The 24,028-nt window shown below is 66.8% G+C and carries 20 protein-coding genes and 1 CRISPR repeat array; of the genes, 13 read left to right on the top strand and 7 right to left on the bottom strand.

Annotation, left to right across the window (positions count from 1 at the left end):
* Positions 1-41: 41 nt before the first annotated feature.
* Positions 42-1,281: a CRISPR direct-repeat array (repeat unit 32 nt; unit sequence GTCGCGCCCATCACGGGCGCGTGGGTTGAAAC).
* 172 nt (positions 1,282-1,453) lie between these two features.
* The 5 genes from QZ709_RS10610 to QZ709_RS10590 all read left to right on the top strand — a co-directional run bounded on the left by QZ709_RS10610 (position 1,454) and on the right by QZ709_RS10590 (position 5,226).
* Positions 1,454-2,254, top strand: coding sequence for a hypothetical protein (locus QZ709_RS10610; protein ID WP_294637255.1), 801 nt, complete (start codon positions 1,454-1,456; stop codon positions 2,252-2,254).
* On the top strand, positions 2,251-2,745 hold the full coding sequence (locus QZ709_RS10605; RefSeq protein ID WP_294637254.1) for a MotA/TolQ/ExbB proton channel family protein: 495 nt from the start codon (positions 2,251-2,253) through the stop codon (positions 2,743-2,745). The genes QZ709_RS10610 and QZ709_RS10605 overlap by 4 nt, the downstream gene beginning before the upstream one ends.
* Positions 2,742-3,095 (top strand): DUF2149 domain-containing protein, encoded by a 354-nt coding sequence (locus tag QZ709_RS10600; RefSeq protein WP_294637253.1) that lies wholly within the window; start codon positions 2,742-2,744, stop codon positions 3,093-3,095. The genes QZ709_RS10605 and QZ709_RS10600 overlap by 4 nt, the downstream gene beginning before the upstream one ends.
* Before the next feature lie 63 nt (positions 3,096-3,158).
* Complete coding sequence (locus QZ709_RS10595) at positions 3,159-4,535, top strand: histidine kinase (RefSeq protein WP_294637251.1); 1,377 nt, start codon at positions 3,159-3,161, stop codon at positions 4,533-4,535.
* The gene (locus QZ709_RS10590) at positions 4,528-5,226 is read left to right on the top strand and encodes a response regulator transcription factor (protein ID WP_294637249.1); all 699 of its coding nucleotides are present in this window, start codon (positions 4,528-4,530) and stop codon (positions 5,224-5,226) included. The genes QZ709_RS10595 and QZ709_RS10590 overlap by 8 nt, the downstream gene beginning before the upstream one ends.
* 12 nt (positions 5,227-5,238) lie before the next feature.
* On the opposite strand, the gene QZ709_RS10585 is transcribed toward QZ709_RS10590, so the two are convergent.
* From QZ709_RS10585 to QZ709_RS10575, 3 genes are read right to left on the bottom strand one after another with little or no spacing between them, the layout of a single operon-like run.
* Positions 5,239-5,562: a DUF3325 domain-containing protein gene (locus tag QZ709_RS10585; protein WP_294637248.1), complete on the bottom strand. Its 324-nt coding sequence runs from the start codon at positions 5,560-5,562 to the stop codon at positions 5,239-5,241.
* Positions 5,555-7,255 carry a PepSY domain-containing protein gene (locus tag QZ709_RS10580; protein ID WP_294637246.1) on the bottom strand — a complete coding sequence of 567 codons (1,701 nt, stop codon included), beginning with the start codon at positions 7,253-7,255 and terminating at the stop codon, positions 5,555-5,557. Before QZ709_RS10580 ends, QZ709_RS10585 begins: the two co-directional genes overlap by 8 nt.
* A gap of 11 nt (positions 7,256-7,266) precedes the next feature.
* Positions 7,267-7,575, bottom strand: a complete 309-nt coding sequence (locus QZ709_RS10575) for an iron uptake protein (RefSeq protein WP_294637244.1) — start codon at positions 7,573-7,575, stop codon at positions 7,267-7,269.
* Positions 7,576-7,695: 120 nt separating this feature from the next.
* Between QZ709_RS10575 and QZ709_RS10570 the strand changes: the two genes are divergently transcribed.
* Complete coding sequence (locus QZ709_RS10570; RefSeq protein ID WP_294637243.1) at positions 7,696-9,810, top strand: TonB-dependent siderophore receptor; 2,115 nt, start codon at positions 7,696-7,698, stop codon at positions 9,808-9,810.
* A 37-nt stretch (positions 9,811-9,847) separates the two neighbouring features.
* Positions 9,848-11,005: a pyridoxal phosphate-dependent aminotransferase gene (locus QZ709_RS10565; protein WP_294637242.1), complete on the top strand. Its 1,158-nt coding sequence runs from the start codon at positions 9,848-9,850 to the stop codon at positions 11,003-11,005.
* 6 nt (positions 11,006-11,011) lie between these two features.
* On the opposite strand, the gene QZ709_RS10560 is transcribed toward QZ709_RS10565, so the two are convergent.
* Entirely contained in the window at positions 11,012-11,569 is a 558-nt protein-coding gene (locus tag QZ709_RS10560) for an isochorismatase family protein (protein WP_294637241.1), read from the bottom strand.
* Between the two features lie 187 nt (positions 11,570-11,756).
* On the opposite strand from QZ709_RS10560, the gene QZ709_RS10555 reads away from it, so the two are divergent.
* On the top strand, positions 11,757-12,812 hold the full coding sequence (locus QZ709_RS10555) for a ProQ/FINO family protein (protein ID WP_294637240.1): 1,056 nt from the start codon (positions 11,757-11,759) through the stop codon (positions 12,810-12,812).
* Positions 12,813-12,928: 116 nt separating this feature from the next.
* Here the strand turns inward: QZ709_RS10555 and QZ709_RS10550 are convergent, their stop codons facing one another.
* Both QZ709_RS10550 and QZ709_RS10545 read right to left on the bottom strand, forming a co-directional pair.
* Positions 12,929-14,023: a porin gene (locus QZ709_RS10550; RefSeq protein ID WP_294637239.1), complete on the bottom strand. Its 1,095-nt coding sequence runs from the start codon at positions 14,021-14,023 to the stop codon at positions 12,929-12,931.
* A 40-nt stretch (positions 14,024-14,063) separates the two neighbouring features.
* A complete protein-coding gene (locus QZ709_RS10545; protein WP_294637238.1) occupies positions 14,064-14,243 on the bottom strand; it encodes a hypothetical protein in 180 nt (59 codons plus the stop codon).
* 11 nt (positions 14,244-14,254) lie between these two features.
* On the opposite strand from QZ709_RS10545, the gene QZ709_RS10540 reads away from it, so the two are divergent.
* Positions 14,255-14,920 (top strand): response regulator, encoded by a 666-nt coding sequence (locus QZ709_RS10540; protein WP_294637237.1) that lies wholly within the window; start codon positions 14,255-14,257, stop codon positions 14,918-14,920.
* Here QZ709_RS10540 and QZ709_RS10535 read toward each other — a convergent pair.
* A complete protein-coding gene (locus QZ709_RS10535; protein WP_294637235.1) occupies positions 14,896-16,230 on the bottom strand; it encodes an Hsp70 family protein in 1,335 nt (444 codons plus the stop codon). The genes QZ709_RS10540 and QZ709_RS10535 overlap by 25 nt on opposite strands.
* A gap of 180 nt (positions 16,231-16,410) precedes the next feature.
* Here QZ709_RS10535 and QZ709_RS10530 point away from each other — a divergent pair, with 180 nt between their 5' ends.
* The 4 genes from QZ709_RS10530 to QZ709_RS10515 all read left to right on the top strand — a co-directional run bounded on the left by QZ709_RS10530 (position 16,411) and on the right by QZ709_RS10515 (position 23,914).
* Positions 16,411-19,566 carry a type VI secretion system Vgr family protein gene (locus tag QZ709_RS10530; RefSeq protein ID WP_294637234.1) on the top strand — a complete coding sequence of 1,052 codons (3,156 nt, stop codon included), beginning with the start codon at positions 16,411-16,413 and terminating at the stop codon, positions 19,564-19,566.
* A complete protein-coding gene (locus tag QZ709_RS10525) occupies positions 19,559-21,223 on the top strand; it encodes a hypothetical protein (RefSeq protein WP_294637233.1) in 1,665 nt (554 codons plus the stop codon). The genes QZ709_RS10530 and QZ709_RS10525 overlap by 8 nt, the downstream gene beginning before the upstream one ends.
* 895 nt (positions 21,224-22,118) lie before the next feature.
* Positions 22,119-22,505, top strand: a complete 387-nt coding sequence (locus QZ709_RS10520; RefSeq protein WP_294637232.1) for a hypothetical protein — start codon at positions 22,119-22,121, stop codon at positions 22,503-22,505.
* Positions 22,506-22,828: 323 nt separating this feature from the next.
* Positions 22,829-23,914, top strand: a complete 1,086-nt coding sequence (locus QZ709_RS10515) for a hypothetical protein (protein ID WP_294637230.1) — start codon at positions 22,829-22,831, stop codon at positions 23,912-23,914.
* Positions 23,915-24,028 lie beyond the last annotated feature (114 nt).

The raw sequence follows: 24,028 nt of genomic DNA, 5'->3' as shown, positions 1-24,028 counted from the left end.
TTGAAACTACACCTGGCTCAAGGATGCACTGCTGTCCAAGGGTCGCGCCCAACACGGGCGCGTGGGTTGAAACAACCAGGCACAGATGGCAGCCGGGATGGCCAGGGCGTCGCGCCCATCACGGGTGCGTGGGTTGAAACCCTTGAACTTGGGCATGCGCACTTACTCCGTGAAGTCGCGCCCATCACGGGCGCGTGGGTTGAAACGATCTGGCCCGCGTGACCTCTGACCAGGACGACGGTCGCGCCCATCACGGGCGCGTGGGTTGAAACTCCTGCAGACCGAGTACCAGCACCCGACCGGCGTGTCGCGCCCATCACGGGCGCGTGGGTTGAAACTCGATCGTGCCGGCCAGTGCCTCCAGCTTGGCTGGTCGCGCCCATCACGGGCGCGTGGGTTGAAACTGCACCACGGATGCCGGCGCGCTCACGAGGAAATCGTCGCGCCCATCACGGGCGCGTGGGTTGAAACTTCGGGCGATTGCCCAGCTTGATTTTCGACATGGATGTCGCGCCCATCACGGGCGCGTGGGTTGAAACCCTGGGCCTCTGTGCTTGGTGTCGGGTTTAGGGTGTCGCGCCCATCACGGGCGCGTGGGTTGAAACTGGCGCGCGGACGTTGCCTCTATGACGGGTGAGCGGCGTCGCGCCCATCACGGGCGCGTGGGTTGAAACACTGCTCGGGCTCACCTTGTGAGCGACAAAGGCAAGCGTCGCGCCCATCACGGGCGCGTGGGTTGAAACGCGATGCGGGTGAACGACGCATCCACCTTCCCGGTGGTCGCGCCCATCACGGGCGCGTGGGTTGAAACGTGCGGGGCTGGGACAACGGGCGAGGGGTGGACAACGGTCGCGCCCATCACGGGCGCGTGGGTTGAAACGCGGGCTCTGGCGTCACGCCGTACGGTAACGGCTGTCGCGCCCATCACGGGCGCGTGGGTTGAAACCAGAGGATCACGCCGTCAGCGATGGGCGCAAGGTCGTCGCGCCCATCACGGGCGCGTGGGTTGAAACGCTGGATCCGATTCCGGCGGGGTGGTGCCCGCGCCGTCGCGCCCATCACGGGCGCGTGGGTTGAAACAGCAGCAACATGACGGCGGCGCGCGTGGAGCGCAGTCGCGCCCATCACGGGCGCGTGGGTTGAAACTGGGTGGGCACCACGCGCCAGAGCGAGAACAAGACCGTCGCGCCCATCACGGACGCGTGGGTTGAAACACCAGGCGGAACCAGAAGGCAAGCAGCAACACGGGGTCGCGCCCATCAGCGGGCGTGAGTTGACACCGCCACCGTAGCGTTCTGCGATGACGATGAATAAACAGGACGCCTTCTGAGGAACGCCCCCCTCGGGCAATTTGCCCGCCCCCTCCCGGGCACCCTGCCCTGGCCTCGCCCCCTGCGCATTCCTACAGTGAGCTCCACCCGCACACCGCGGCCTCATGTCTCAGGAGTGCCCCATGTTCCCGGTTCGCCGTTTTCCTTTCCTCCCACCCCCAACGCCCCGGATCCCCCTTGCCCTGACCCTCATGCTGGCGCTGTCGGCCGTCCCGGCCCACGCGCAGACTCAGGCCGGCTCCTGCGGTCAGCCCGAGCCGAGCGGCGCCGGCCCGTCCAGCATGGCTGCCAACAACGTCAGTGACCTGTCCCTGGCCTACCAGGCCGAGCAGCCGGCCAGCATCACCATGTGCGCCTACGGCTATCTGGCCGCCAAATGCGGCGACTACGCCACCGCCCACAAGATCTTCGACAAGTGCATCGCCAAGGGCTTTGTCGGTCCCATGATCTGGAAGGGGCATCTGCTGCAGGAAGGCGAGGGCGTGCCCCAGGACTCCGCGGCCGCCACCGCGATGTTCAAGCGCGCGGCCGAGTCCGGTCACGATGGCTATGCCGTGATGGGCAAGCTGCATTACGCCAGCGCCTTGTGGGAAGGGCGCGGGGTGGCCCGCAACGAGGCCGAGGCGCGCAAGTGGTTCGAGCAGGCCGCCGCCGAAGGCAGCGAAGATGCGCAGACCTTTCTGAAGACCGGCTATCACACCGGCTCGCGTGACCGCACGGGCAAGGGCGTGGGGGTGCCGACTGAGGATGTACAGGGCCAGGCGCTGCAGAAGCAGCCCACCGCTGCCACGCCCGCGTTCTCGGGCTGGTATACCGTGGGGCTGGGCGCCGTGCTGGCGCTGCTGGTGGCCATCGGGGCCTGGCGGCAGGGCCGCACCCGGCTGGTTGGCCTTCGCGTGCAGGCAGGAGGGCAACCCGCATGAGTGCCATCGCCTCCATCGACCACGCCATGTACGGCGTGAGCCAGCTTTTTCTCGTGCCCGTGCTGGTGGCCATCAGCGCCGCTTTTGCCTATGCCTTCGTGGCGCTCGGTGGTTTCGTGCGCCAGGCCTGGCAGCGCCACCGGGGCCTGCCGGCCGGCTTCGAGCTGCGCATGTGGCGCGAGCGTGAGCCCGCCTTGTCGCTCAGCCACCTCGAGGCCCTGGCCCTGCGCCGGCTGGAGCTGGTGCGGCTGGTCACCCGTGTGGCGCCGATGCTCGGCCTGGTGGCCACGATGATCCCGATGGGGCCGGCACTCAAGGCACTGGCCGATGGGCAGATGGCCGAGGTGTCGCGCAGCCTGATGGTGGCCTTCTCGGCCGTCATCCTGGCGTTGATCGCGGCGGCCATCACGTATGCGGTGGCCCAGGTGCGCCGGCGCTGGTATGCCGCCGACATGCTGAGCCTGGCCAGCGATGAGGAGCTCATGTCGTGAGCGAGACCAAGCCTGTGACCCCGCGTGCACGCCAGCGCCGCACTTCGGGCCTGCTCGAAGACCTGGAAGACGACGATCCCATCCTGTCGGTGGTCAACCTGATCGACGTGTTCCTGGTGCTGGTGGCGGCGCTGCTGCTGGTGGTCAGCCAGAACCCGTTGAATCCTTTCAACGACGACAAGCTGACGGTGATCCGCCGCGCCGGCCAGCCCGACATGGAAATCGTCATCAAGGACGGCCAGAAGATCGACCGCTACAAGGCCACGGACGGGCAGGGCGCCGGTGCCGGCGTCAAGGCCGGGATGCTGTACCGCATGCACGATGGCGGCATGGTGTATGTCCCGGAGTGACACAGTCCGGCACAGGGCTGACACCACTGCACGCGCGCCGCGCTGAGCGTATCCTCGCTCGCCATGTCCCTGTCTGCCCACCTGCTGATCCGCATGACCCTGGTTGGCCTGCTGTGCTGGTTCGGCGTGTCGGGCTTCGTGGTGTGGCGCCTGCAGCAAGAGGGGCTCAAGACCATCGAAGCCCAGGCCGACGCCCTGCAGCACCTGACCGAGCAGCAGCTGCGCCGGCAACTGGTGGCGCAGGACGCGGGCGGGCGCCTGCCCGATCTGGCGCGGGTGGTGGCCCTGTATGGCCGGCCGGTGTGCCTGCGCTATCAGGCCATCGACCAACCCGTGGTGCAGTGGGGTTGCGAGCCGCCGCCGCCCACCGAGGCCGTGCCCGGCTGGCTGGCCGCGTGGCTGGGCGAGCGCCTGCCGCTGAGCGTCACCCGGGGGATCCGGTTGTGGTCGCGCGAAGACGGCGTGCTGCGCATCGAGCCACAGCGCGCCGCGGTGATCGAGCAGCTCTGGAGCCGTCTGCAGGACCTCACCAGCCTGACGGCGGCCACCATCGTGGCGCTGGACCTGCTGGTGTGGCTGGTGTTGCGCCGGCTGTTGCAGCCCACGGCCGGCTTTGTGGCCGCGCTGGACCGCCTGGGCGCGGGCGAGCACACCCTGACGCTGCCGCGGCAGGGCGCACGCGAGTTCCGCCGCCTGAGCGAGGGCATCCAGCGTCTGGCCGGCACCCTGGCGCAGCTGACGGCCATTCGTGCGGCGCTCACGACGCGGCTCATCGACACCCAGGAGGCCGAGCGCCGCGAGATCGCCCACGATCTGCACGACGAGATGGGGCAGTGCATTGCCGCGCTGCAGGCGGTGTCGTCCGGCATCCGCCAGAGCGCCGCGGCCGGCGAGCCCGCCACGATGGAAGACACCGAAATCCTGGACGCGACCGTGAACGAGCTGGCTGCGGGCGTGCGCAGCCTGCTGGGCCGCTTGCGCCCGCCCCTGCTGGACGAGCAGGGGTTGCAGTGGGCCTTGCAGGAACTGGTGAGCGCCTGGAACCTGCGCCAGCGCGCGGCGCGCCAGCCGCCGCTGCGGGCCGAGCTGACCCTGCCGGCGCGCTGGCCTGCCGAGCTGGACGAGGCCACCAGCCTGGGGCTGTACCGCGCCTGCCAGGAGGCGCTCACCAATGCGGCACGCTATGCCGATGCGCGCGAGCCGGTTCACCTGTCCGTGGCCATGACGCATGGCCGCCTGTGCCTCACGGCGCGCAACGCCTGTCTGCCCACGGCGTCCGTGTCCCGCGCCGGCGGCACCGGCCTGGGCCTCAGCATGATGGCCGAGCGCGTGCGCGCACGGGGCGGCGACCTGCACACGGCACGCCAGCCCGCTGGGGCCGGTGAAGCCTTTGTTCTGACCCTGCAATGGCCCTTGCGCCCCGTGCCTGCCCATGTCTGATGCCATGTCGACCCCGGTCATCCGCCTGCTGCTGGTCGACGACCATGCCATCGTCCGCGCAGGCTATCGCCACCTGCTGCGCCGCCAGGCCCACCTTGATCTGATCGACGATGCAGGCAGCGCCGAAGAGGCCTACCTGCTGTACCGCCAGAACCGCCCGGATGTGGTGGTGACCGACATGGCCTTGCCGGGCCAGAGCGGGCTGGAGCTGACGCGCCGGCTGCTGGCGATCGATCCACAGGCTCGCGTGCTGATCTTCACCATGCACGGCTCACCGGACTTTGCGCAGGTGGCCTTGCGCGCGGGGGCGCGGGGCTACGTCACCAAGTCCAGCCCGGCCGAGACGCTGCTCAATGCCATTGCCGACGTGGCCCAGGGCCGCCGTGCCCTCAGCCCTGATGTGGCCCAGGCCCTGGCGTTGGCCCGGGTGGAGGGGGACACCGGGCTGGACGCCCTGACCCCGCGCGAGTTCGAGGTCCTGCGCATGCTGCTGCGCCCCATGCCCGTGTCCGACATCGCGGCCACCCTGCACCTGAGCGAGAAGACCGTCTGCAACCTGCACTACCAGATCAAGCGCAAGCTGGGCGTCACCAACGACATCGAGCTGACCCGCCGCATGCTGCCCCTGCTGGAACAGGCCGATGCCAGCCTGGAGGCCTCCACCGCCCCGTTGCACGACAACGGGGTCTGATGAGGCGGGCGCTCAAGCGGCGCGCCGACAGCCACCCCAAGGCCGCCACAGCGCAGGTCGCCAGGCCAGCCCCATGGTCACCACCACCGCGGCCACGCTGAGCCACATCACCCACACCAGCACCGCCATCGAGGGGTGATCCAACAGCAGGCAGACCCCCAACGCACCGGCCAGTGCGGCCGCGCCCAGTGCCCTCAGCCCGCGTTGCACAACCGGCGTGGGCTCGGTGCGGGTCGCCCACACCTGTTGCCAGTGCTCCGGCATGGCCAGGGCCAGCCACACCATGCCGGCGTGGGCCAGCAGCGGGGCGATCAGCCATTGCATCCACTCAGGCATGGGCCACCTCCTTCGGTGTGTGACGCGCCTGGGCCGTGCCCGGTACGGGGCGCGGTTCGCGGCCAAGCCGGCGGCGCACCGCCAGCGCCAGGGCCGCGGTGGCCAGCAGGCTCAGGTCGACCCCGGCCACCGGCCACTGAGCGGCCGGCACCGTCACCCACAAATGGGCCCCGGTGCTCCAGCCGTTGGCCAGCACCGCGGCCACCGCCACCCCCGCCAGGGCCAGGCATTGCTCGCGCCATGCCGGTGAGCGCAACCCGCGCGCCACCGGGGCATTGCGCCAGCCGGCATGCACCAGGCTCAGCAGCCAGATGCCCCAGAACGCCCGCATCTGCCAGTCTGCCGCACCGCTCAGGTCGGCGGGCAGCAGGCGGTTCACCAGCAGCATGCCGGTGGTGGCCAGCAGCATGCCCGTCACGGTGGTCACGGCCAGCGCGTCGACCACACGCGCACCGGCCGATCCCTGGCGGGCGTGCTGCTGCTTGCGCTTTTCCACGAAGAAGACGAAGCCGGTGCCGATGCACACGCAGCCGATCAGGCCTCCGGCGACGTACAGCCAGCGCAGCAGCCAGTGTTCGAAGTGCTGCAGGTGCAGCCCGGAGAGGAACTGGTGCACGGCCGAGGCGGGCGCACGCGGCGGGTCTTCGTACAGCACGCGTCCGGTGCTGGCCTGGAAGTGGATGCCCTCGCCGACCAGGGCGACGCGGTCGCTGCCGGCGCGGTAGATGCTGACGTAGCCGTTGGCATCGCCAATGTGATGCAGCTTCAGAAAGCCCACCTGGCCGGGCATGTCGCGCTCGGCCCAGCGGCGGCGGGCTTCGGCCACCATGGCATCGACCGAGGCCAACGGTGCGGCCACCCCCGCGCGCTCGTGCGGCAGCCCCGTCCGGGCCGCTTCCAGCACCGCGTGCCGATCATGCAGCGGCTTGAGCACCGTGTGCCCCAGCGGCATGTAGGTCGACGCGGCAAAGATCACCAGCCCGGTGAAGGCGAAGAAGAAATGGAAGGGCAGGGCCAGCACGCCGGTCAGGTTGTGCAGGTCGAGTGTGCTGCGCTGCAGGTGCTTGCGCGGCCGGAAGGTGAAGAACTCGCGGAACAGCCTTCTGTGGATCACGACGCCGCTGACGAGCGCAGCCAGCATGATGAAGGCCGCCAGCCCGACCACGAAGTAGCCGATGTTCTTCCAGTTCAGGTGCAGGCTGTAGTGCAGCGGGTAGAAGAAGGCACTGCCCACCTTCAGCTGGTCGTCCTTCAGCAACTGGCCGGTGCGCGGGTCGACCGTCACGCGGTTGTGGATGTGGTTGTGTGCGGCCGGGTCCTTGGGCAAGGGCACGGCGAAATCGGCGCCCACCAGCAGCACCGGGTCCCGGTGGGTGGTGTAGGCCCAGAACTCGTCGATGGGCAGGGCCTGGCGCGGCGTCATCGGGCCCTTGGCCGGATCATGCAGCACCGGCATCTTCGCGGCGTACTCGATCGGCGACGGCTCCATCCGGTCCATCAGCGGCCGCAGCATCTGGTCGAACGACGGCATGGGCTGCGGCGCGAAGCGCGTCTGCGGAATGGCCCAGCGGTCGATCTCGCGGTCGAACACCGAGAGCGATCCGAAGAAGAACACCACCATCAGCACGAAGCCCAGGACGAGCCCCAGCCAGGTGTGCATCCAGACCATGGCCTGGCGGAAAGTCCAGTTCATCGGGGTCTCCTTCAGCGCATCAGCAGGTGTTGCCACCACAGGGCGGCCGCCATCGACACGGCGGCGCCTCCGCCGACGGTCAGCCAAACCTGGCTCAGTCGGGGGGCGGCGAAGGCCCACATGAACACGCCCAGGTAGACCAGGAAGGCCACGACGAGCACGCCGTGCTCCGCCTCGTGGAAGGCCACGCCGCCGGCCACCAAGGCCACGACCGCCAGCGCGGACAGACCCCACGTGAGGGCATAGGCGCCGACGATGCTCAGGACGATGCGGTGAGCCCAGGGCCACCTGGAGGGACGAGAAGAGGGTGTGGCTGGCATGACACGGGTTCGCGGCAAGGGCGGTGGAAAGGGCGCAGCGTCCATCCGGATTCCACACACCTCATTGAAAGCCTAATTATAGAATGCGAATCAATCTCATTCTTGTTACGTAATCGCGTCATGCCTTTCTTTCATCGCCCCTCACCCTTGTGCCTGGCCGTATGGCTGGCGTGTGTGCAGCCCGTGCTCGCGGCCGATGACGGCGTCGCGGTGACCACGGGGGGCGCCACGGCGGAAGGCACGCTGCCGGAAGTCCGTGTGAAGGCCAGCAAGGCGCCCCGCGCCGACCGCCTCATCACCCAGACCCGTCCGGCCCAGGTCGGCAAGAGCCCGGCCAGCGTGTACGAGACCCCGTTCTCGATGGAGGTGATCGACGTGGCGCAGATCCGTGAGACGGGCGCGCGCAGCGTCGAGGACGCGCTGCTGTACAGCGCCGGCGTGCAGGGTGGCCGCTACGGCTTCGACACCCGGGGCGACTGGGCGGCCATCCGTGGTCTGTCGCCGGCGGCCTACATCGATGGCCTGCGCAGCCTATACGGCTACTACAACAATGTTCGGCCGGATCTCTACATGCTCGAGCGCGTCGAGGTGCTCAAGGGTCCGTCCTCGGTGCTGTATGGCCAGGCCGAGCTGGGCGGCATCCTCAACGTGGTGAGCAAGCGCCCGCAGGCCACACCCCGGCGCGAGATCGAGGTGCAGCTGGGCAGCCACAACCGCAAGCAGGTGGCCGCCGACCTGACCGGCCCGCTGTCGGCCGATGGCGAGTGGCTGTATCGCCTGGTGGCCCTCAAGCGCGACAGCGACACCCAGGTCCAGCACGTGGCCGACGACGCCCTGGTGCTGATGCCGTCCGTGACGTGGCAACCCCGCGCGGGCACCAGCGTGACGGCCTTGTTCGCACACCAGCAGTACAAGGGCCAGGTGTCCTCGCAGTTCCTGCCCTCCAAGGGCACGATCAACCCGGCGCCGCTGGGGAAGCTGTCGAGCAGCACGTTTGTGGGTGAGCCGGGCTGGGACCGCTACGACACGCGCAAGAACGAGCTCACGCTGCTGGTCGACCAGCAGCTGGCCGACAGCTGGCGTGTGGCCGCCGCGCTGCGCAAGACGCACTCGGCCTCGGTCACCCGCGAACATTGGGCCACGGTGGGCGCCGTGCCGACGGATGCCGGCGTCATCGGCCGCAACATCTACACCGCCGACCGCAAGACCGAGGTCACCTCGGGCGATGTGCGACTGGAAGGCCAGGTGAACCTGGGACCGACGCGGCACCAGCTGGCCGTGGGCCTGGACCACCAGCACGCCTTCTGGGAAGAGTACAACTACGCGTACGGAAGCGGCACCAGCATCAACCTCTACAACCCCGTCTACGGCAGCGTGAACACGGCGGCGCTGACCTGGCTCGATCGGCCCGACAGCAAGCTGATCCAGACGGGTCTGTATGCGACCGACCACGTGACCTGGGGCCCCTGGGTGGCCTCGGCGGCCTGGCGCCGCGACCATGCGCGCACCGTCGCGGTGGCGGTCAGCGGCGCGGAAACCACCGTGCACAACGAAGCGACGACGGGGCGGCTGGGCCTGATGTACAAGCTGCCGAACGGGGTGTCGCCTTACGTGAGCTATTCCGAAGCCTTTGTGCCCAATGCGGGCACCGACGGCACCCCGAGCGGGGGTTACCTCAAACCCACCGAAGGCGAGCAGAAAGAGGCGGGCCTGAAGTACCTGTCCGATTCCGGACAGACGTCTGTCAACCTGGCGTGGTTCGACATCAAGGAGCGCAACCGCGTGGCCACCGGCAGCATGCCGGGCGGGCTGGAGCAGGTGGGCGCACACACCAAGGGGTGGGAGGCCGAGGTGCGGCACCGCATGGGCGCGCTGGAGCTGTCAGCGAACTACACCGACATGGACGCGGTCAACGCCCAGACAGGCCTGCGCCTGGGCTCGGTCGCCGAGCGCCTGGCGTCGACCTGGGCGCAGTACCGCTTCCAGGGCGGCTGGCGGGCCGGTGCGGGCGTGCGGCACACCGGCTCGGTCACCGGCGCGAACGGCCAGCCGGTGCTGCCCACCGTCACGCTGGTCGATGCCATGGTCGGCTACACGACCGGCCCCTGGGACTTCCGCTTCGACGTCAAGAACCTCGCCGACAAGACCTATCTGGCCTGGTGCCGTGGCCTGAACCAGGACTGCGGCTATGGCGCGCGTTTGAACGCGAACCTGACGGCTCGTTACACCTTCTGATGTCGAGCACAGCAGCGTGTCCGGCTATCCTCATCGGATGCCTGACACGCCTGTTTCCTTTGCCTCGCGCCTGCCCGACGTGGGCACCACGATCTTCACCGTGATGTCCGCTCTGGCGCAGCAGCACGGCGCGATCAACCTGTCTCAGGGCTTCCCGGATTTCGACGCCCCGGCCGATCTGCTGGCCTTGCTGGACCAGGCCGCGCGCGCGGGGCACAACCAGTACGCGCCCATGGCCGGGCTGCCGGTGCTGCGCGAAGCCATCGCCGAGAAGGTGCAGGGCCTGTATGGCGCGGCCTTCGACCCCGACACCGAAATCACCGTGACGGCGGGTGCCACACAGGCCCTGTTCACCGCGATCGCGGCGCTCGTGCATCCGGGTGACGAGGTGATCGTGTTCGCCCCGGTGTACGACAGCTACGCGCCCAGTGTCGTGCTGCAGGGGGGCAAGGTGGTGTACGCGACCCTGCAGCAGCCCGACTGGCGGCCCGATTGGGACGAGGTCGCCCGGCTCATCACGCCGCGCACGCGGATGATCATCCTCAACACCCCGCACAACCCGACGGGCAGCGTCTGGACGGCCGACGACATGGCGCGGCTCGAAGCCCTGGTGGCCGGCACCGACATCGTCCTCCTCAGCGACGAGGTCTACGAGCACATGGTCTTCGACCAGGCGCGCCACGAAAGCGTGCTGCGCCATCCGCGCCTGGCCGAGCGCAGTCTGGTGGTGTCGAGTTTCGGCAAGACCTATCACATCACCGGATGGAAGGTGGCCTATTGCCTCGCCCCGCGTGCGCTGATGGCCGAGTTCCGCAAGGCGCATCAGTTCATCACCTTCACCGTGCACACGCCCAGCCAGGTCGCGCTGGCCGAGTTCATGAAGCGCCCGGGCTGGTACGAGCAGCTCAAGGCCCTGTACCAGGGCAAACGCGACATCTTTCGGCAGGCTCTGGCCGGCTCACGTTTTGAGCTGCTGCCTTGCCAGGGCACCTACTTCCAGTGCGTGCGCTACAGCGCCATCAGCGACCAGGGCGACCGCGCCTTTGTCGAGCGCCTGACAACCGAGCACGGCGTGGCCGCCATCCCGGTGTCGGCCTTCTACCCGGACGGGCGCGACGATGGCGTGATCCGGTTCTGCTTCGCCAAGTCGGCGGCCACACTGGAAAAGGCGCTCGAACGCCTGATCCGTCTGTGATGCCCTTCAGGCCGGGCCCTTGATGCGCGGCAGCACCTGGCGAAACGCCGGATGCCCGGCATGCGTCAGCCACTCGAACATCACCATCTCGCTGCCGACGATGGTGGCCCCGGCGGCCTGCAGCCGCTGCAGCGCCAGCGCCTTGTTCGCCTCGTCCCGCGAGGCCACCCCGTCGGCCACCACGAACACGGCATAGCCGGCCGCCAGCAGCCCCAGCGCCGACTGCATCACGCAGACATGCGCCTCGGCGCCCACCACCACCACCTGCCGCCGCCCCAGGGCATACAGCGTGTCGGCAAAGCCGGGCTCGTTGGTGCAGCTGAAGTGCGTCTTGTGCACGAAGGTGGCGCCGGCGGCCTCGGCGGCCGTTCGCACCGCAGGCAGTGAGCCGCCGAGCTTGTCCACGCAGTGCTCCGAGACCAGCACGGGCACGGCCAGGTCCGCAGCCGTGTCGATCAGGGCGATGGCCTGGCGGGCCACGGCCTCCGCGCCGGACAGCACCGGCATCAGTCGGGTCTGCAGGTCCACGACCAGCAGGAGGGTGTTGGCGTCCTGAATCAGCATGGTCCATCGAAGGGCGGTTGGTCAGCCTGCAGCCTAACCCGATCGGCACCCTTGTGGGGTGGCGTTCGCCGGATGGCCCGACCCGCGGCCAGGGCCGTTCCCACGGCGCGCGTGCAGGCAGGCGTGGCAAGGTGCGCCACATCGCGCACAATCGAGGTTTCGCCATGTCGGCGCTGCCACCTGTTCCATGTCTTCGACTCCCCTGCCTCCTTCGGACCTTCCCGCTGACCAGCCCGCCGCACCCGAGGTGCCGGCGGCGCCCGCCGTGTCGGCCGAAGCCGGCCCGGCCACGCCCGATGCGCCAGCCCCTGCCGCCGAGCCATCCGGCATGAGCCCGGCCGATTGCGCAGCCGAGCTGAAGCAGCGTTTCCCGGCGCTGTTTGGTGGCGAGCCCAAGCCGCTGAAGCTGCGCATCCAGACCGACATCCAGGAGCGCGCGCCCGGCGTGTTCACGAAGACCGCGCTGTCGGGCTTCTTCCGCCGCTACACGCATGCCACGGCCTACCTGATCGCCGTGACCAAGGCGCAGTCGCGCTTCGACCTTGACGGCAACCCTGCTGGCGAGCTGTCGGAAGAACACCGTCAGATCGCGGAAACCGAGCTCGCCCGCCGCCGCGCCATCGTCAAGGAGCGCCGCGAGGCCGAGGCCCAGGCGCGCCGTGAACGCGCCCAGTTGCTGGCCGATGTCGAAGCGGGCAAGGTGACGACCGAGGCCTATTGCGCCGAGAAGGGCATGACGGCCGAGGCCTTCGAGGCGCTGCTGGTCCAGGCCCGCAAGGAAGCGGCCGAGCCCAAGCCGGAGCCGCGCGCACGCGGCCCGCGCCCGGGTCAGGGCCCCCGTCGTGATCGCGGTGACCGTGCCGACCGAGGCGGCGAGCAGCGCCCGCGTGGTCCGCGAGCGGACCGCACCCCGCGTGACGGCGCTGCCGCTGCGCCGGCCGACGGGGCTCAGCGCCCGGCCCGAGCCGAACGCGGTGACCGCCCGCCGCGCGCCGACCGTCCGCAAGGCGATCGCCCGCGTGGCGACCGCCCGTCCGACCGGGGCCCGCGTCGTGCAGACGGTGAACAGCGCCCCCGCGGTGAGCGTGCCGACGGCCGCCGCACCGACCGGCAGGATCGCCAGGACCGCCCGCGCCACGAAGGCGCCCCCCGCCGCGATCGCCCGGCCGACGCCAACGCGCCCAAGTCGGCACTGGCGCTGGCGCTGGAAGCCGCCAAGGCGAAATCGGGCGGCAAGGCCTGACGAGAAGGCGGCCACCGCAGCGTGGCCCCAAGCATGCAAAAAGCCGTGTGCGGGGATGCCGCCACGGCTTTTTTGCATCCGGTTCGGGCCGCGTGTGGCGGCCCGTCTCGCGTCGATCAGAAGCGGTGCTGCAGCCCGAAGCCGATGCCGGTCTGGTGGTTGGTCAGCGGCGTCTGGTCGCGGAACACGCCGGTGCGGGTGGCGACGCCGTCTTCCGTCTGCGCGCGGGCGATGGCGGCCGTGGCGTACAGGCGCGTGCGCTTGGACAGGTCGTAGTGCACCTTGCCGGCCAGCATCACGGGGTTCGACGGCGTGCCGTGCTTGTTCTCCACGTAAATGCCACCAAAGGCCGTCACCTTGTTGGCCACCGGGGCGCTGGCACCCAGCCAGTACAACGTGGTGTGGAAGGCCGCGTTGCTGCTGCTGATCGTGCCCACGGGCTCACGCTTGGTGTCGCGCACGCCGGCGTACAGCTTGGTGGTGCCCAGGCTGTAGGTGCCCGAGGCGATCCAGCTGCGGTTGCTGGTCGACGTGGTGGCGGTTTCCGTGGCGGCGGTGCGGCCGTCGTCCAGGCTCAGCTGGGCCGAGATCGGGCCGGCGTCGTAGCCGATCGAGATGCCGCGGCTGGTGTTGGCGTTCAGCGAGCCGGCCACTTCACCCAGGCCGGCGTTCAGGCCCAGACGCACGTTGCCGAACTGCCCCAGGTAGCGCACGCCGTTGCTGATGCGGCTGGTGAACGATGCCTTCGGCACGGTGGCGGTGCCCGTCACCCAGGAGTACTGCGGCGCATAGCCCATGAAATCGTGCGGGGCAATGAAGTCATAGGCCACAGTCGACATGCGTCCCAACGCCACGCCGCCCAGCGACTTGCTGTCCACACCCACCCAGGCCTGGCGACCGAACAGGGCCGTGTCGGCGGCGCCCGTGTCGGCGCTCAGTTCGCCTTCCAGGTTGAACTGCGCGCTCAGGCCGCCACCCAGGTCTTCCTGGCCCTTGAAGCCGAAGCGCGAGGTGTTGATGCCGCCGGAGTTGACGCGCCACTGGCTGTTGCCGGCGGCATTGTTGTTCGTGCGGTACTCCAGCCCCAGGTCGATCAGGCCGTACATGCTCAGGTTGCTGCTCTGGGCGTGGGCGGCCGTGCCGGCCAGCAGTGCGGTCAGGGTTGCGGCGCTCAGCGTGGCCAGGCGGTGAGAGCGAAAGGCGTGTGTCATGTTGTCTCCAGTGACCCGGGTGTGAGAATGGGAAAATGGGTCAGTGGCCGCGGATGATCGGCAGGCTTCCTGTCAGGAATCTGGCGATCGGCGGGCGCGCCAGCGCTTCGCGGGAAAACACCGAGAACGATCCGAGACGCCGTGTGACCTTCCATAGGTGCGGTGTGGCGGCGTTCATGCTGAAATCACGCCCTGCTTCGCGCGACTGCATTTCCAACACGAGGTTTCACCATGCGCCTGCTGCTCGTCGAGGACCAGGAAGAGCTGGCCGACTGCCTGGCGAAAGCCCTGCGCAAGGGCGGCCATGCGGTTGACGTGCTGGGCCGTGGCGACCACGCCGACCACGCCCTCGCCACGCAGCCTTACGACCTGGCCATCCTGGACCTGAACCTGCCCGGGATCGACGGGCTGGAGGTGCTGCGTCGCCTGCGTGCCCGGGGCAGCGGGCTGCCGGTCCTCATCCTCACGGCGCGCGACAGCCTGGCCGAGCGTGTGAGCGGCCTGGACATGGGGGCCGACGACTACCTGGCCAAGCCGTTCGAACTCAGCGAGCTCGAAGCCCGTGTGCGGGCCCTGTCACGTCGGGGCACCGTGCGGGCGCCCACCGTGCGCATCGGCCGGGTCGAGTTCGACACCAGCAGCCGCTTGGTCACCTGTGATGGCCGTCCGCTGGCGCTCACCCCGCGTGAACTGGCCGTGCTCGAGGCCCTGGTGTCGCGGCTCGATCGCCCAGTGGCGCGCGAACTGATCTTCGAGAAGGTCTACGACATGGATGCCTCGGCCCGGCCCGAGGCGATCGAAAGCTACGTCTCGCGCCTGCGCAAGAAGCTCGAAGGCACCGGCGCCAGCATCACCACGCTGCGCGGCCTGGGTTACCTGCTGACCGACGCCGTCTGAAACAGCCGCTGGGCATGCAGGCCCAAGCCCGTGGCCACCGATGCCAGCCGGTCGCCCCGCACGGCCCGCGCGGCGGGGAAGGCGGCTTCCAGCTGCTCGGTCAGCAGCTTCAGGCCGGTGGAGCCACCGGTGAAGTACAGCGCATGGATGGCATCGGGCGCCACGCCCGCCTGTGCCACCGTGTCGTGTGCGCAGGCCACGATGCGGGCCAGGTCGTCGCGCAGCGCCTGTTCGGCCTGGGCCCCGTCCAGCGGGCTGTGCAGCCCGGCCTCGACCAGGCCCAGGTCGATGTCGGTCGAGCCGCCTTCGGCCACGGCGATCTTTGCGGCCTCGGCACGCCCCACCAGCGCATGACCCAGCCGCTGCATCACCACCTTCAACAGGCGCTGATGCTGCACCGGGTCGCCATAGAAATCGGCCATACTGCGCAACTCGGCAACACGCTGCGGCTGGTACACCGTGTTGATCAGGTGCCAGGTGGTCAGATCGAAGTACACGCGGCTTGGCACCGGGCGTGGCGCCTGGCCCTTGATGCTCGGGCCGAAGCCGCCATAGCCCAGCGGTGGCATCACGCTGGCCAGCGACACCCGGCGGTCGAAGTCGGTGCCGGCAATGTGCACGCCGTGGTTGGCCAGGATGTCGCTGCGGCGGTCCAGCGCCTGCGCGCGTCCGGGCCCCACCCGCACCACCGAAAAGTCGGAGGTGCCCCCCCCGATGTCGGCGACCAGAACCAGCTGCTCTTCGGTGGCGTGCTGCTCGTAGTCGAACGCCGCCGCGATCGGCTCGTACTGGAAGGCCACTTCCTTGAAACCGACCGCACGGGCCGCGGCTTCCAGCGAGGCCTGGGCGGCCGCATCGCGCACCGGATCCTCGTCGACGAAGAACACCGGGCGCCCCATCACCACGCGGTCCAGCGGGGCTTGGCCGGCCGCCTCGGCCTTGCTGCGCAGATGCCGCAGGTAGCCGGTGATGATGTCGAGGTACTTCACCCCCATGCCGTTGCCGACCTCGGTTGTCTGGTCCACCAAGGCCGTGCCCAGCACGCTCTTCATCGAGCGCATCAGCCGGCCCTCGTAGCCCTCGATGTAGGCCGCCACGGCGGCGCGCCCGAAGGTGCGTGGCAGGGCGTCGTCCGCGCCCACCCCGCGCACGGTGCCCGGCGGCAGGTCATCCGCATCGGTGCAGTAGAACACCGCGGTCGGCATCGTCAGGTGGCCGTCCTCCAGGGGAACCAGCCGCATGCCGCCCGCGCCGGCCGGGATGGCAATCGCCGAGTTGGAGGTGCCGAAGTCGATGGCGCAGTAGGACATGGCGTGAGGCGGGATCGGGCCGAGGGAGAAAAAGGGCCCGCGATTGTAGGTGCCCTGAGGTCATGACGGGCGGGCACCGCTGTAACGCCTGTTTGCAATTTCCCCCTTCCAGTGTGGTCGGCTACGCCCGCGGCCCCGCCGAGAATCGCGCGATACCGACAATAAACCTCAGGTGAGTGCATGAACCTACCGTCCGTGGGCGGCATGGTCGCGGCGTCGCGCGCGGCGGCGTCATCGTTGGCCGATCCCTCGTCGTTGCTGGACGAAGGGCTCTCCCGTCTCAAGGCCGCACTGGGCATCGGGCAGGCCACCCGGCTGCTGCAACTGGAAACCGCCCTGCCTTCGGCCACCCTGGTGGTCGAGCGCTGCCGTGTCACCGAAGCCGTGCACGCGGCCGAGCCCCTCTGGGCCGAAGTCGATGCGCTGTCCACCAGCGCGCTGCTGGAGCTCAAGGCGCTGCAAGGCGAGCAAATGACACTGCGCCTGATGCGGTCCGATGGCAGTTGGCGCCATTGGCATGGCTACGTGGTGCGCGCCGCCCAGTTGGGCGCCGATGGCGGCCTGGCGCGCTACCGTCTGACGCTCGCAGCCTGGACGCACTGGCTCACCCACCGCCGCGACACCCGCATCTTCCAGGACCGCACGACCCAGGACATCGTGTCCGAGGTGCTGGCCGCGTGGCCCCAAGCGCATTTCCGTTTCGACCTGGCGCAGCCCGGCCCGCTGCGTGCCATCACGACCCAGTATCGCGAGACCGACTGGCGCTTCGTGTGCCGCCTGATGGCCCAGGAAGGCTGGAGCTGGCGGCTGGAGCACGCGGGTCCGCAGGATGGATCGGACCAGGCGCGCGCTACTGTGGCCGGCGCCCGCGCTGCCCGGCACACGCTGGTCATCTTCGACGATCAGGCCGAGGTGCCCGACCTGGGCACCCTGCGCTTCAGCCGACCGGACATGCGGGGCGCAGGGCTGCTCGGCACCGGCCTGTTCGACGACGGCCTGGCGCAGGACACCGTGACCGCCTGGCGCGTGGGCCGGCACGTGGGCGCCAATGCCGTCACTGTGGCCGCTTGGGACGAGCGTCAACTGGCCGGCGTGGCGGGGGCGGCGACCGCGCTGACCGACCAGGGGGTCGTGCCCCTGCTGGAAGACTACCGCGGCCATGGCGAGCGGCAGCATGCCGAGGGCCGCGTCACCACGGCCCAGCCTGCCAGCACCGCAGTGGCCGAGGCGCGTGCGCAGGCTCGCATGGCGGCACACGAACTGCACCACACGCGCGCCGAAGGCGACAGCGCCGTGCGGGCGCTGCATGAGGGCGCGCGCTTCCTGCTGACCGAGCACAGCCTGTACGGTGCTGCGGCCGCCCTGGCCGCCACCGCCCGCTCGGCGATGGGGGGCGGCGGTGCCCTCACCGAGCCGACCGCGCCCGGTGCCTTCCGCGTGCTGCGCGTGGTGCACGAGGCCGCCAACAACCTGGGCAGCGAGGCGGCCCGTCTGCTGCGCCAGCCCGACATCGAACAGGGCAGTTACCGCAACCGCTTTGATGCCGTGCCGGCCAGCGTGCGGCTGGCGCCCATGCCGATCGATGCGCCGACGGCGCCCGGCTTGCAGACGGCGGTCGTCGTGGCCCACCCCGGCGAGCCCCTGACCACCGACCGCGACGGTCGCATCCGCATCCAGTTCGGCTGGCAACGCGGCGCGCGCCCCCTGGCAGGCGCCCTCAACGCACCCACCACCCCAGCCGGTGCAGACACCGGCCACGCCCCGGGCGATGCCACCAGCGGCACCTGGGTGCGCGTGGCGCAAAGCGTGGCCGGTCCCAACTGGGGCGCTGTCTTCACCCCTCGCGCGGGCACCGAAGTGCTGGTGGACTTCGTCGACGGTGACATCGACCGCCCCTTGGTGATCGGCCAGTTGCACAACGGCCAGCACGACCTGCCCTGGCCAGCAGGCGTGGACGCCGGCACCAACCACCCCGGCACGATCTCAGGTTGGCACAGCCCCCACCTGGACGGTGGCGGTGCCAACCAGTGGCTGATCGACGATGCCACTGGCCAGCTGCGCATGCGCCTGGCCAGCCACAGCGGCGCCACCGGCTGGAGCGAGCTCAGCCTGGGCCACCTGATCCAGCAAAGCGGCAGGGGTGGTGCTGGCTGCGCCCAACGCGGTGCGTGGCTGGGTGAAGGCTTCTACGGCCACACCGACGGCTGGGCCGTGGTGCGCGCCGGCCAGGGCCTGTTGCTGAGCACCAGCGCCCGGCCCGCGATGGGTGCGAGTGTGCGAAGCACCCAGATGGACGCGGCCGAAGCCGTGAGCCAGCTCAAGGGCGCGCGCCAGCTGGGCGATGCGCTGAGCCAGAGCGCCCGCCAGCAAGGCGCGGCAGGCCTGGCCAGCCACGACGCCAGCCAGGCGCTGCAACAGCACACCGAGGCCATGGACCCGGCCGCGCAAGGCAAGTACAACGGCGCGGTGGGGGGGCAGGAAGCGAAGAAGGCCCAACCCGGCAGCCGCACCCTGCGGGACCCGGTCGAGCGCTTTGCCAAGCCCCTGCTGCACCTCGACACCCCGGCCAGCGCCGTGTTCGTGACGCCGGCCAGCATCGGCCTGTTCAGCGGCCAGGACACGAGCCTGACCACGCAGGGCGACGTGCAACTGACGGCCGCGCACACGCTGAGTGCCGTCAGCGGCCAGACCACCAGCCTGTACACGCACGCGGGCGGCATCAAGGCGATCGCGGCCAACGGCCCGCTCAGCCTGCGGGCCCACACCGACGCGCAGCAAATCTGGTCGGACCAAGACCTGACCATCCAGAGCACCACCGACGAGATCCGCATCCAGGCCAGCAACAGCATCACGCTGACGGCGGGGCAGAGCCAGATCCAGCTCAAGGGTGGGGACATCACCTTCACCTGTCCGGGGACGTGGACGGTGAAGGGGGCGGGGCATGATTGGGGTAAGGGGGTGGGCGGGAGGGCGAGCTTGCCTGATCTGCCGGATGGCGCTGTGGGAGTACCCAGCTCGACTCCAATTCCGATATTTACACCCGAGCCTGAAAAATTCAGTGAACGGATGGTTATATTCAACCCGATCACCGGGGAGTCAATGGCGGCGAAGTATTCGCTGCATAAGGGGAAGACCGTTGTCGAACAAGGCAAGACCAGTGGGGATGGCCAATCGCCAAGACGAGTCAGAACTGAGGGCGAAGCTCTGCATGCCTTGGTCGGGCCAAGCGCTCCATGGGCCGTCGAATATCACAGCGGAGAAGACGTGCCCCAACGATTCGAAGGCTCAGATGAAACTATGAATGCAGGAGATGAGTCAGGGAGTTTGTATGAGTGACAGCGTTGGAAATACAGCGCCGGTTGAAGAGACCAAACCAGGACTTCATCCGATACCAGAGTCGCCCAAACCCGATGTGGTTCCTTACAGCGAGATATCCAAGGCTTCCGAGGAAGTTCCCTATGCTGACAAGCGTGGGGAGGAATCCGAGGACCAAGCGTTGACGATATTGTTTCGCGATGGGCTCGATCAACCTATCCAAGGCATGACATTGACGTTGACCTTGCCTACCGGTGCGTCCATTGAGGCGAAGACACTGACGAAGGGGGACGTCTCCTTCGAAGTGCCTCAAGACCGCAAGGGTCGAGTGAAGATCGAAGTCAAAGACGACAAAGGGGAGGCGCAGCCCGTTTGCGAGATTGATCTGAGCAAATGTAAGCAGGTCGCCATTGTTCGCAGTCCGAAGGTAAAGGTTGATATGCCGCTCAGGGCACACCAACAGGCGGCGAGACCCACATCACCAAAGACTGCCGCTGCCGATTCGGGCAACAGCTCGTCGGCGCCTTCAAGACCTGATAGGGCGCTTCCGCCGGCAGCTGCGGCGGCAGCGCCGGTTGCCGCCGCAGCGCCAACAAATCAAAGCAACGACAGTGCTTGGTGGAATCTGAATGGAGCGGTCGAGCGTGCCAGGGCATGGTTGTCTGCACACGTCAATGTAGAGGGTCTGTTTGGCCAAAGCCAGGGGGCCGTGACCAAGACCCTGTCTAACGCAGGGCAGCCAGCAACCATCGCGGCAGGGCCGGAGTGTCCCAATTCAGACAATTTACGTCTCGGCAGAAACAACGTTTACAGAACTCAGATCTTGAGTGCCGCAAAACGGCTTGGACTGGCGCCTCAGGCACTGTGCGCGCTCATGGACTGCGAGGCGGGCAAGGTTACTGAGAAATTGCCCCGGATCGGGCCTGACGGCAACCAGATGAAGGATAAGAAGGGCCGGCTGATGACCGTAACCGTGCGCGAACTGTGGAATGCAAACGCGGGCAATCCACAAAGTGGCGCAGCGGGTCTGACACAGTTCCTAGCCAGCACATGGCTGACGCACGTGTTGATACCGGGCTGCTTCATCCACGAGCAAAGCGTAGCTAAGGGATGGGTGCGCCAGGAGAAGAATGCAAAAGGCAAGAGCTACTGGGCATTTGTGCTGAGCGATGGTTCAATTACGACGACGCCTGGAAAACAGAAGGGCGATCAAAACGTCAAGAACTGCTTGGCAATGCGGATGGATCCTGCTTGGTCAATCAATGCTGCGGCTGACTATGGCAACGCGAACTTGAAAGTCTTGGAAAAGCAGGGTTTCAAATTGGCCGGTCTGAGTGATATGGACCGGGCAAAGCTGATGTACCTTATGCACCATGAGGGGGAGGGCGCGGGGCCGTTGTTCATCAAGAATCTGCTCGTCAAAGGCTCGGGCGGTGAGGCAGGGCTAAGACGAAAGTTCGAGATTCAGTTGGGCGCCAAGGGGGTCGCAAAGGCTAACGAAATGATTGAGGAGGCCGACGGCGATGTTGCAAAGGCTTACAGGGCTTGGTTTGCAGTCTTTGTCGATAGGCAATTTTCCCAGTCTGAAAAATACTTTTGCAGCGCCGCTATCAAGCCAAGGCGACTTTCAGATCTTGTGGTGAAAATTGGTGGCGAGGAGATCTCAATTGTCGAGTAAGCAGATTTCAGTGGCTATATTGCTTCTTGCATCCTTCGTTGGATGGTCGAATGCGGAAAACTCTGTGTCGTGCAAGACCAGTAAGCCAAAGATATATCCCTTTGGCGAGGTCTCGCGAACTGAGTGCACCTACAAGGGAGGCGCTACTGAGGATTTGATAAACTTTCGGGGGAAATCCATTCTTAGGGATGTGCGATTGTTTCCTGATGACTCGAGCCCAGACAAATCCATACGCATATATACGAGTGGAGCCCCTACATCAACGGCCTGCGCTGGGCGTTTGTATCTAGTGGACTTCAACATAAAGCCACCGAAGGTTCTTGCGTTCGGAGTTAAGAAGGCGTGCAACGAGTTCCACTGGGCTTCTTGGGGAGGCAAGCGAAGCGTGATTGCGCTTAAAAACAATGTCTCTTTCATCTATGAAAAAGGGAGACTTATTCCTCCCCCCTCCGGGGAGGAGCTCTGGAGCTCAGTGGAGCCTCCTCATGCGGGGCCTGGATTGTCAGTTGAAGATGCGGTCGCATTTGTCGAAGAGCAATTGCAGTCAAACTAGTATTGCTAGACACGCGCATCGAATGGGAGGCAATCGTTTCGTGCCACCTCATGATTAGGCGGTCATCCTTGCTTGCATTTCACATGACTGGATAGCGCTTGCCCCGATGAGTGACAGCCGTATGCAGTCGGCGGAGCAGCGTCGAGTACTACCTCGCAATTGCCGCGGCCAGCAGCAAAATCAAGAACGTTGATTTGGGTGCAGAAGGCGTGACCTTGTTCCGCTCATTCGGCCCAAAAGGGAAAACCCACGCGTTGACGTCGGCAAGTCCAATCCGGACGGATTCTGGTGGGGCGGGGTGAAGCGCCCAAGACCGCTGAGGAATGGCGCCAGAAGTTCGCTGTGCTGGATGAGTTCAACCGCAATGGAATGGTGGCGATGATTCACATACCGCTTGGGGGCGGGGTCAAGGCGCCTGCCTGTACCAGCACTGTGAGTGAGCAGCTCCGTGACAAGATCGCCGGGCAGTACTCGGAAGGTGGCGGCAAGACTGTTCTGGAGAACGGCATACAACTGGAAGCTCGACACAGCGGCTGGAAGAGCATCAACGGCAAGGTGGGCTATGGTTCTGAAGTCATCCCCGGCCTAGTAGAACGCTTGGGGGTCACGGAGATGCGAAGCAAAGTTGGCCAGACGGGTGTTCAACAAGGCGCGCAGCAAGCTGCTTGGCAGACGGGCGGGGCTGTAGCCAAGGATCAGCGTGCGGCGCCTAACCGAGAGAAGAAATGATGGCCTTGTTTGATTTCTTGAAACCCAAGTGGGCCGCAGGCAACAATGACGGAAGAGTGCCGTGCCCGCCAGTTCTGGCAGGCTCAGCGCCGAACGAGTTACACCGCTTGGAAACGATGCCGGGACGCGTATGCGGTGTATGTTGGCTCGGTTGAGCGGCAGTGCAAAGAAGAGCCAATCGGGCCAATGGGGGCTGTAGCCCTGGAACGCGAGTGCATCGGTATTAAAATTTTAATTACGCGAGGGGTGCTCCCCCGCATGCCCTGCACGGCCATACCAAACAGAGTGGACCTCGTCCACCGCGCGGTGTTGCCTTGTAAAACATGGGTTTTGCGCAACTGAAACAAGGTGATCGCTCGGTGTTCCAGCGCAACAGCCGGGTCTTCTTGGAAGACGCCTATCACTATGCGGACCATGAATACCAGATGTACGTTCTGGGTGGTCGCAACGGTGGCGACGGCATGGCATATTACGGCAAGCACGTGCCAGCCATCAAGGCCGCACTGGAGTGGGCGAGTCAGGAGGCGGGATCCTCCGAAGGCGGCTTGCAAGCCAAGATCGCCAACATATCGGCGCCAGTGCTCCGGGAAGACCGCCGAGAGGTTTACGAATCCATTGAAAATAGAAAGAATATACTGATCGGCTGCGGCGAAGAATGCAAGCGTGAGACATTACATCTATGGATTTTCCATAACTTGGTGGCCTCGCTGTTGATGTGCTTGCCTCCGCTGGTTCACGCCGAGATTAAACTGTCAAGCGACTGGATTACCGAGCGCACCTGCACGGGATCATCTCGGAATACCGAGGAACTGGCATCGCTCCAACGAGGCTTGCGTCCCCGACCCGTCTGCACACAGACCGAGGTGGAGAAAGTGGAGGAGGCGGCGGCCAAATCCGCGGAGGGCCGTTCCGCAGCAATGAGCCGAGTCGAACCCAACCGTCGCGACTTTGAGCAGCATCGCGGTTTCAAATTGCAAATCGATGGCCGCCAGCATTATCTAGAGCCCATCGGATTCATGACCAAGAGTCGGGCAGACGAGGTGTGCACCCCCTCGAACTTCAAGGGGCAGCCGACTTACCGATGCAACGAGGGGCAGCGTCACGCAGTGGATTGCCACATTCTCATCTTCAATGAGAATTTTGAAGAGGTAGGGTATCACCGAATTATGGTCAAGGAACCCTATCAATTTTACTGCAACGGGGTGCCCGCTGTGGGCGTCCTCAACGCCTCAGATAACCTTCTTTTGACCACGCTGCAATACTTCCCGATTGACCGCCGGCATGCCGGTACTGTCGCTGAAGTTGGCCAGGGCTGGAGCCGAATGACGGTGCTACTGCGTCTGACACGGAATGAAGACGGCCAAGTGTCGATCGAGCAGGATGACGTGTGTCTAGGTAGTCCACCCTGAACAACTTGCAACCCATTGATATGCAGCGCGATTTCGGCTGAAGTGTGGTGCGATATTTGCAAGGAAACAAATACCAGCCCCGCGCTTTCTTGCAAATTCTGTAGCCATGAAGCC

It is taken from the genome of uncultured Aquabacterium sp. (assembly GCF_913773725.1).
GTDB lineage: Bacteria > Pseudomonadota > Gammaproteobacteria > Burkholderiales > Burkholderiaceae_C > Aquabacterium.
Note: the sequence above shows the minus strand (reverse complement) of the source record. Positions and strands in the feature narration are given on the sequence as shown.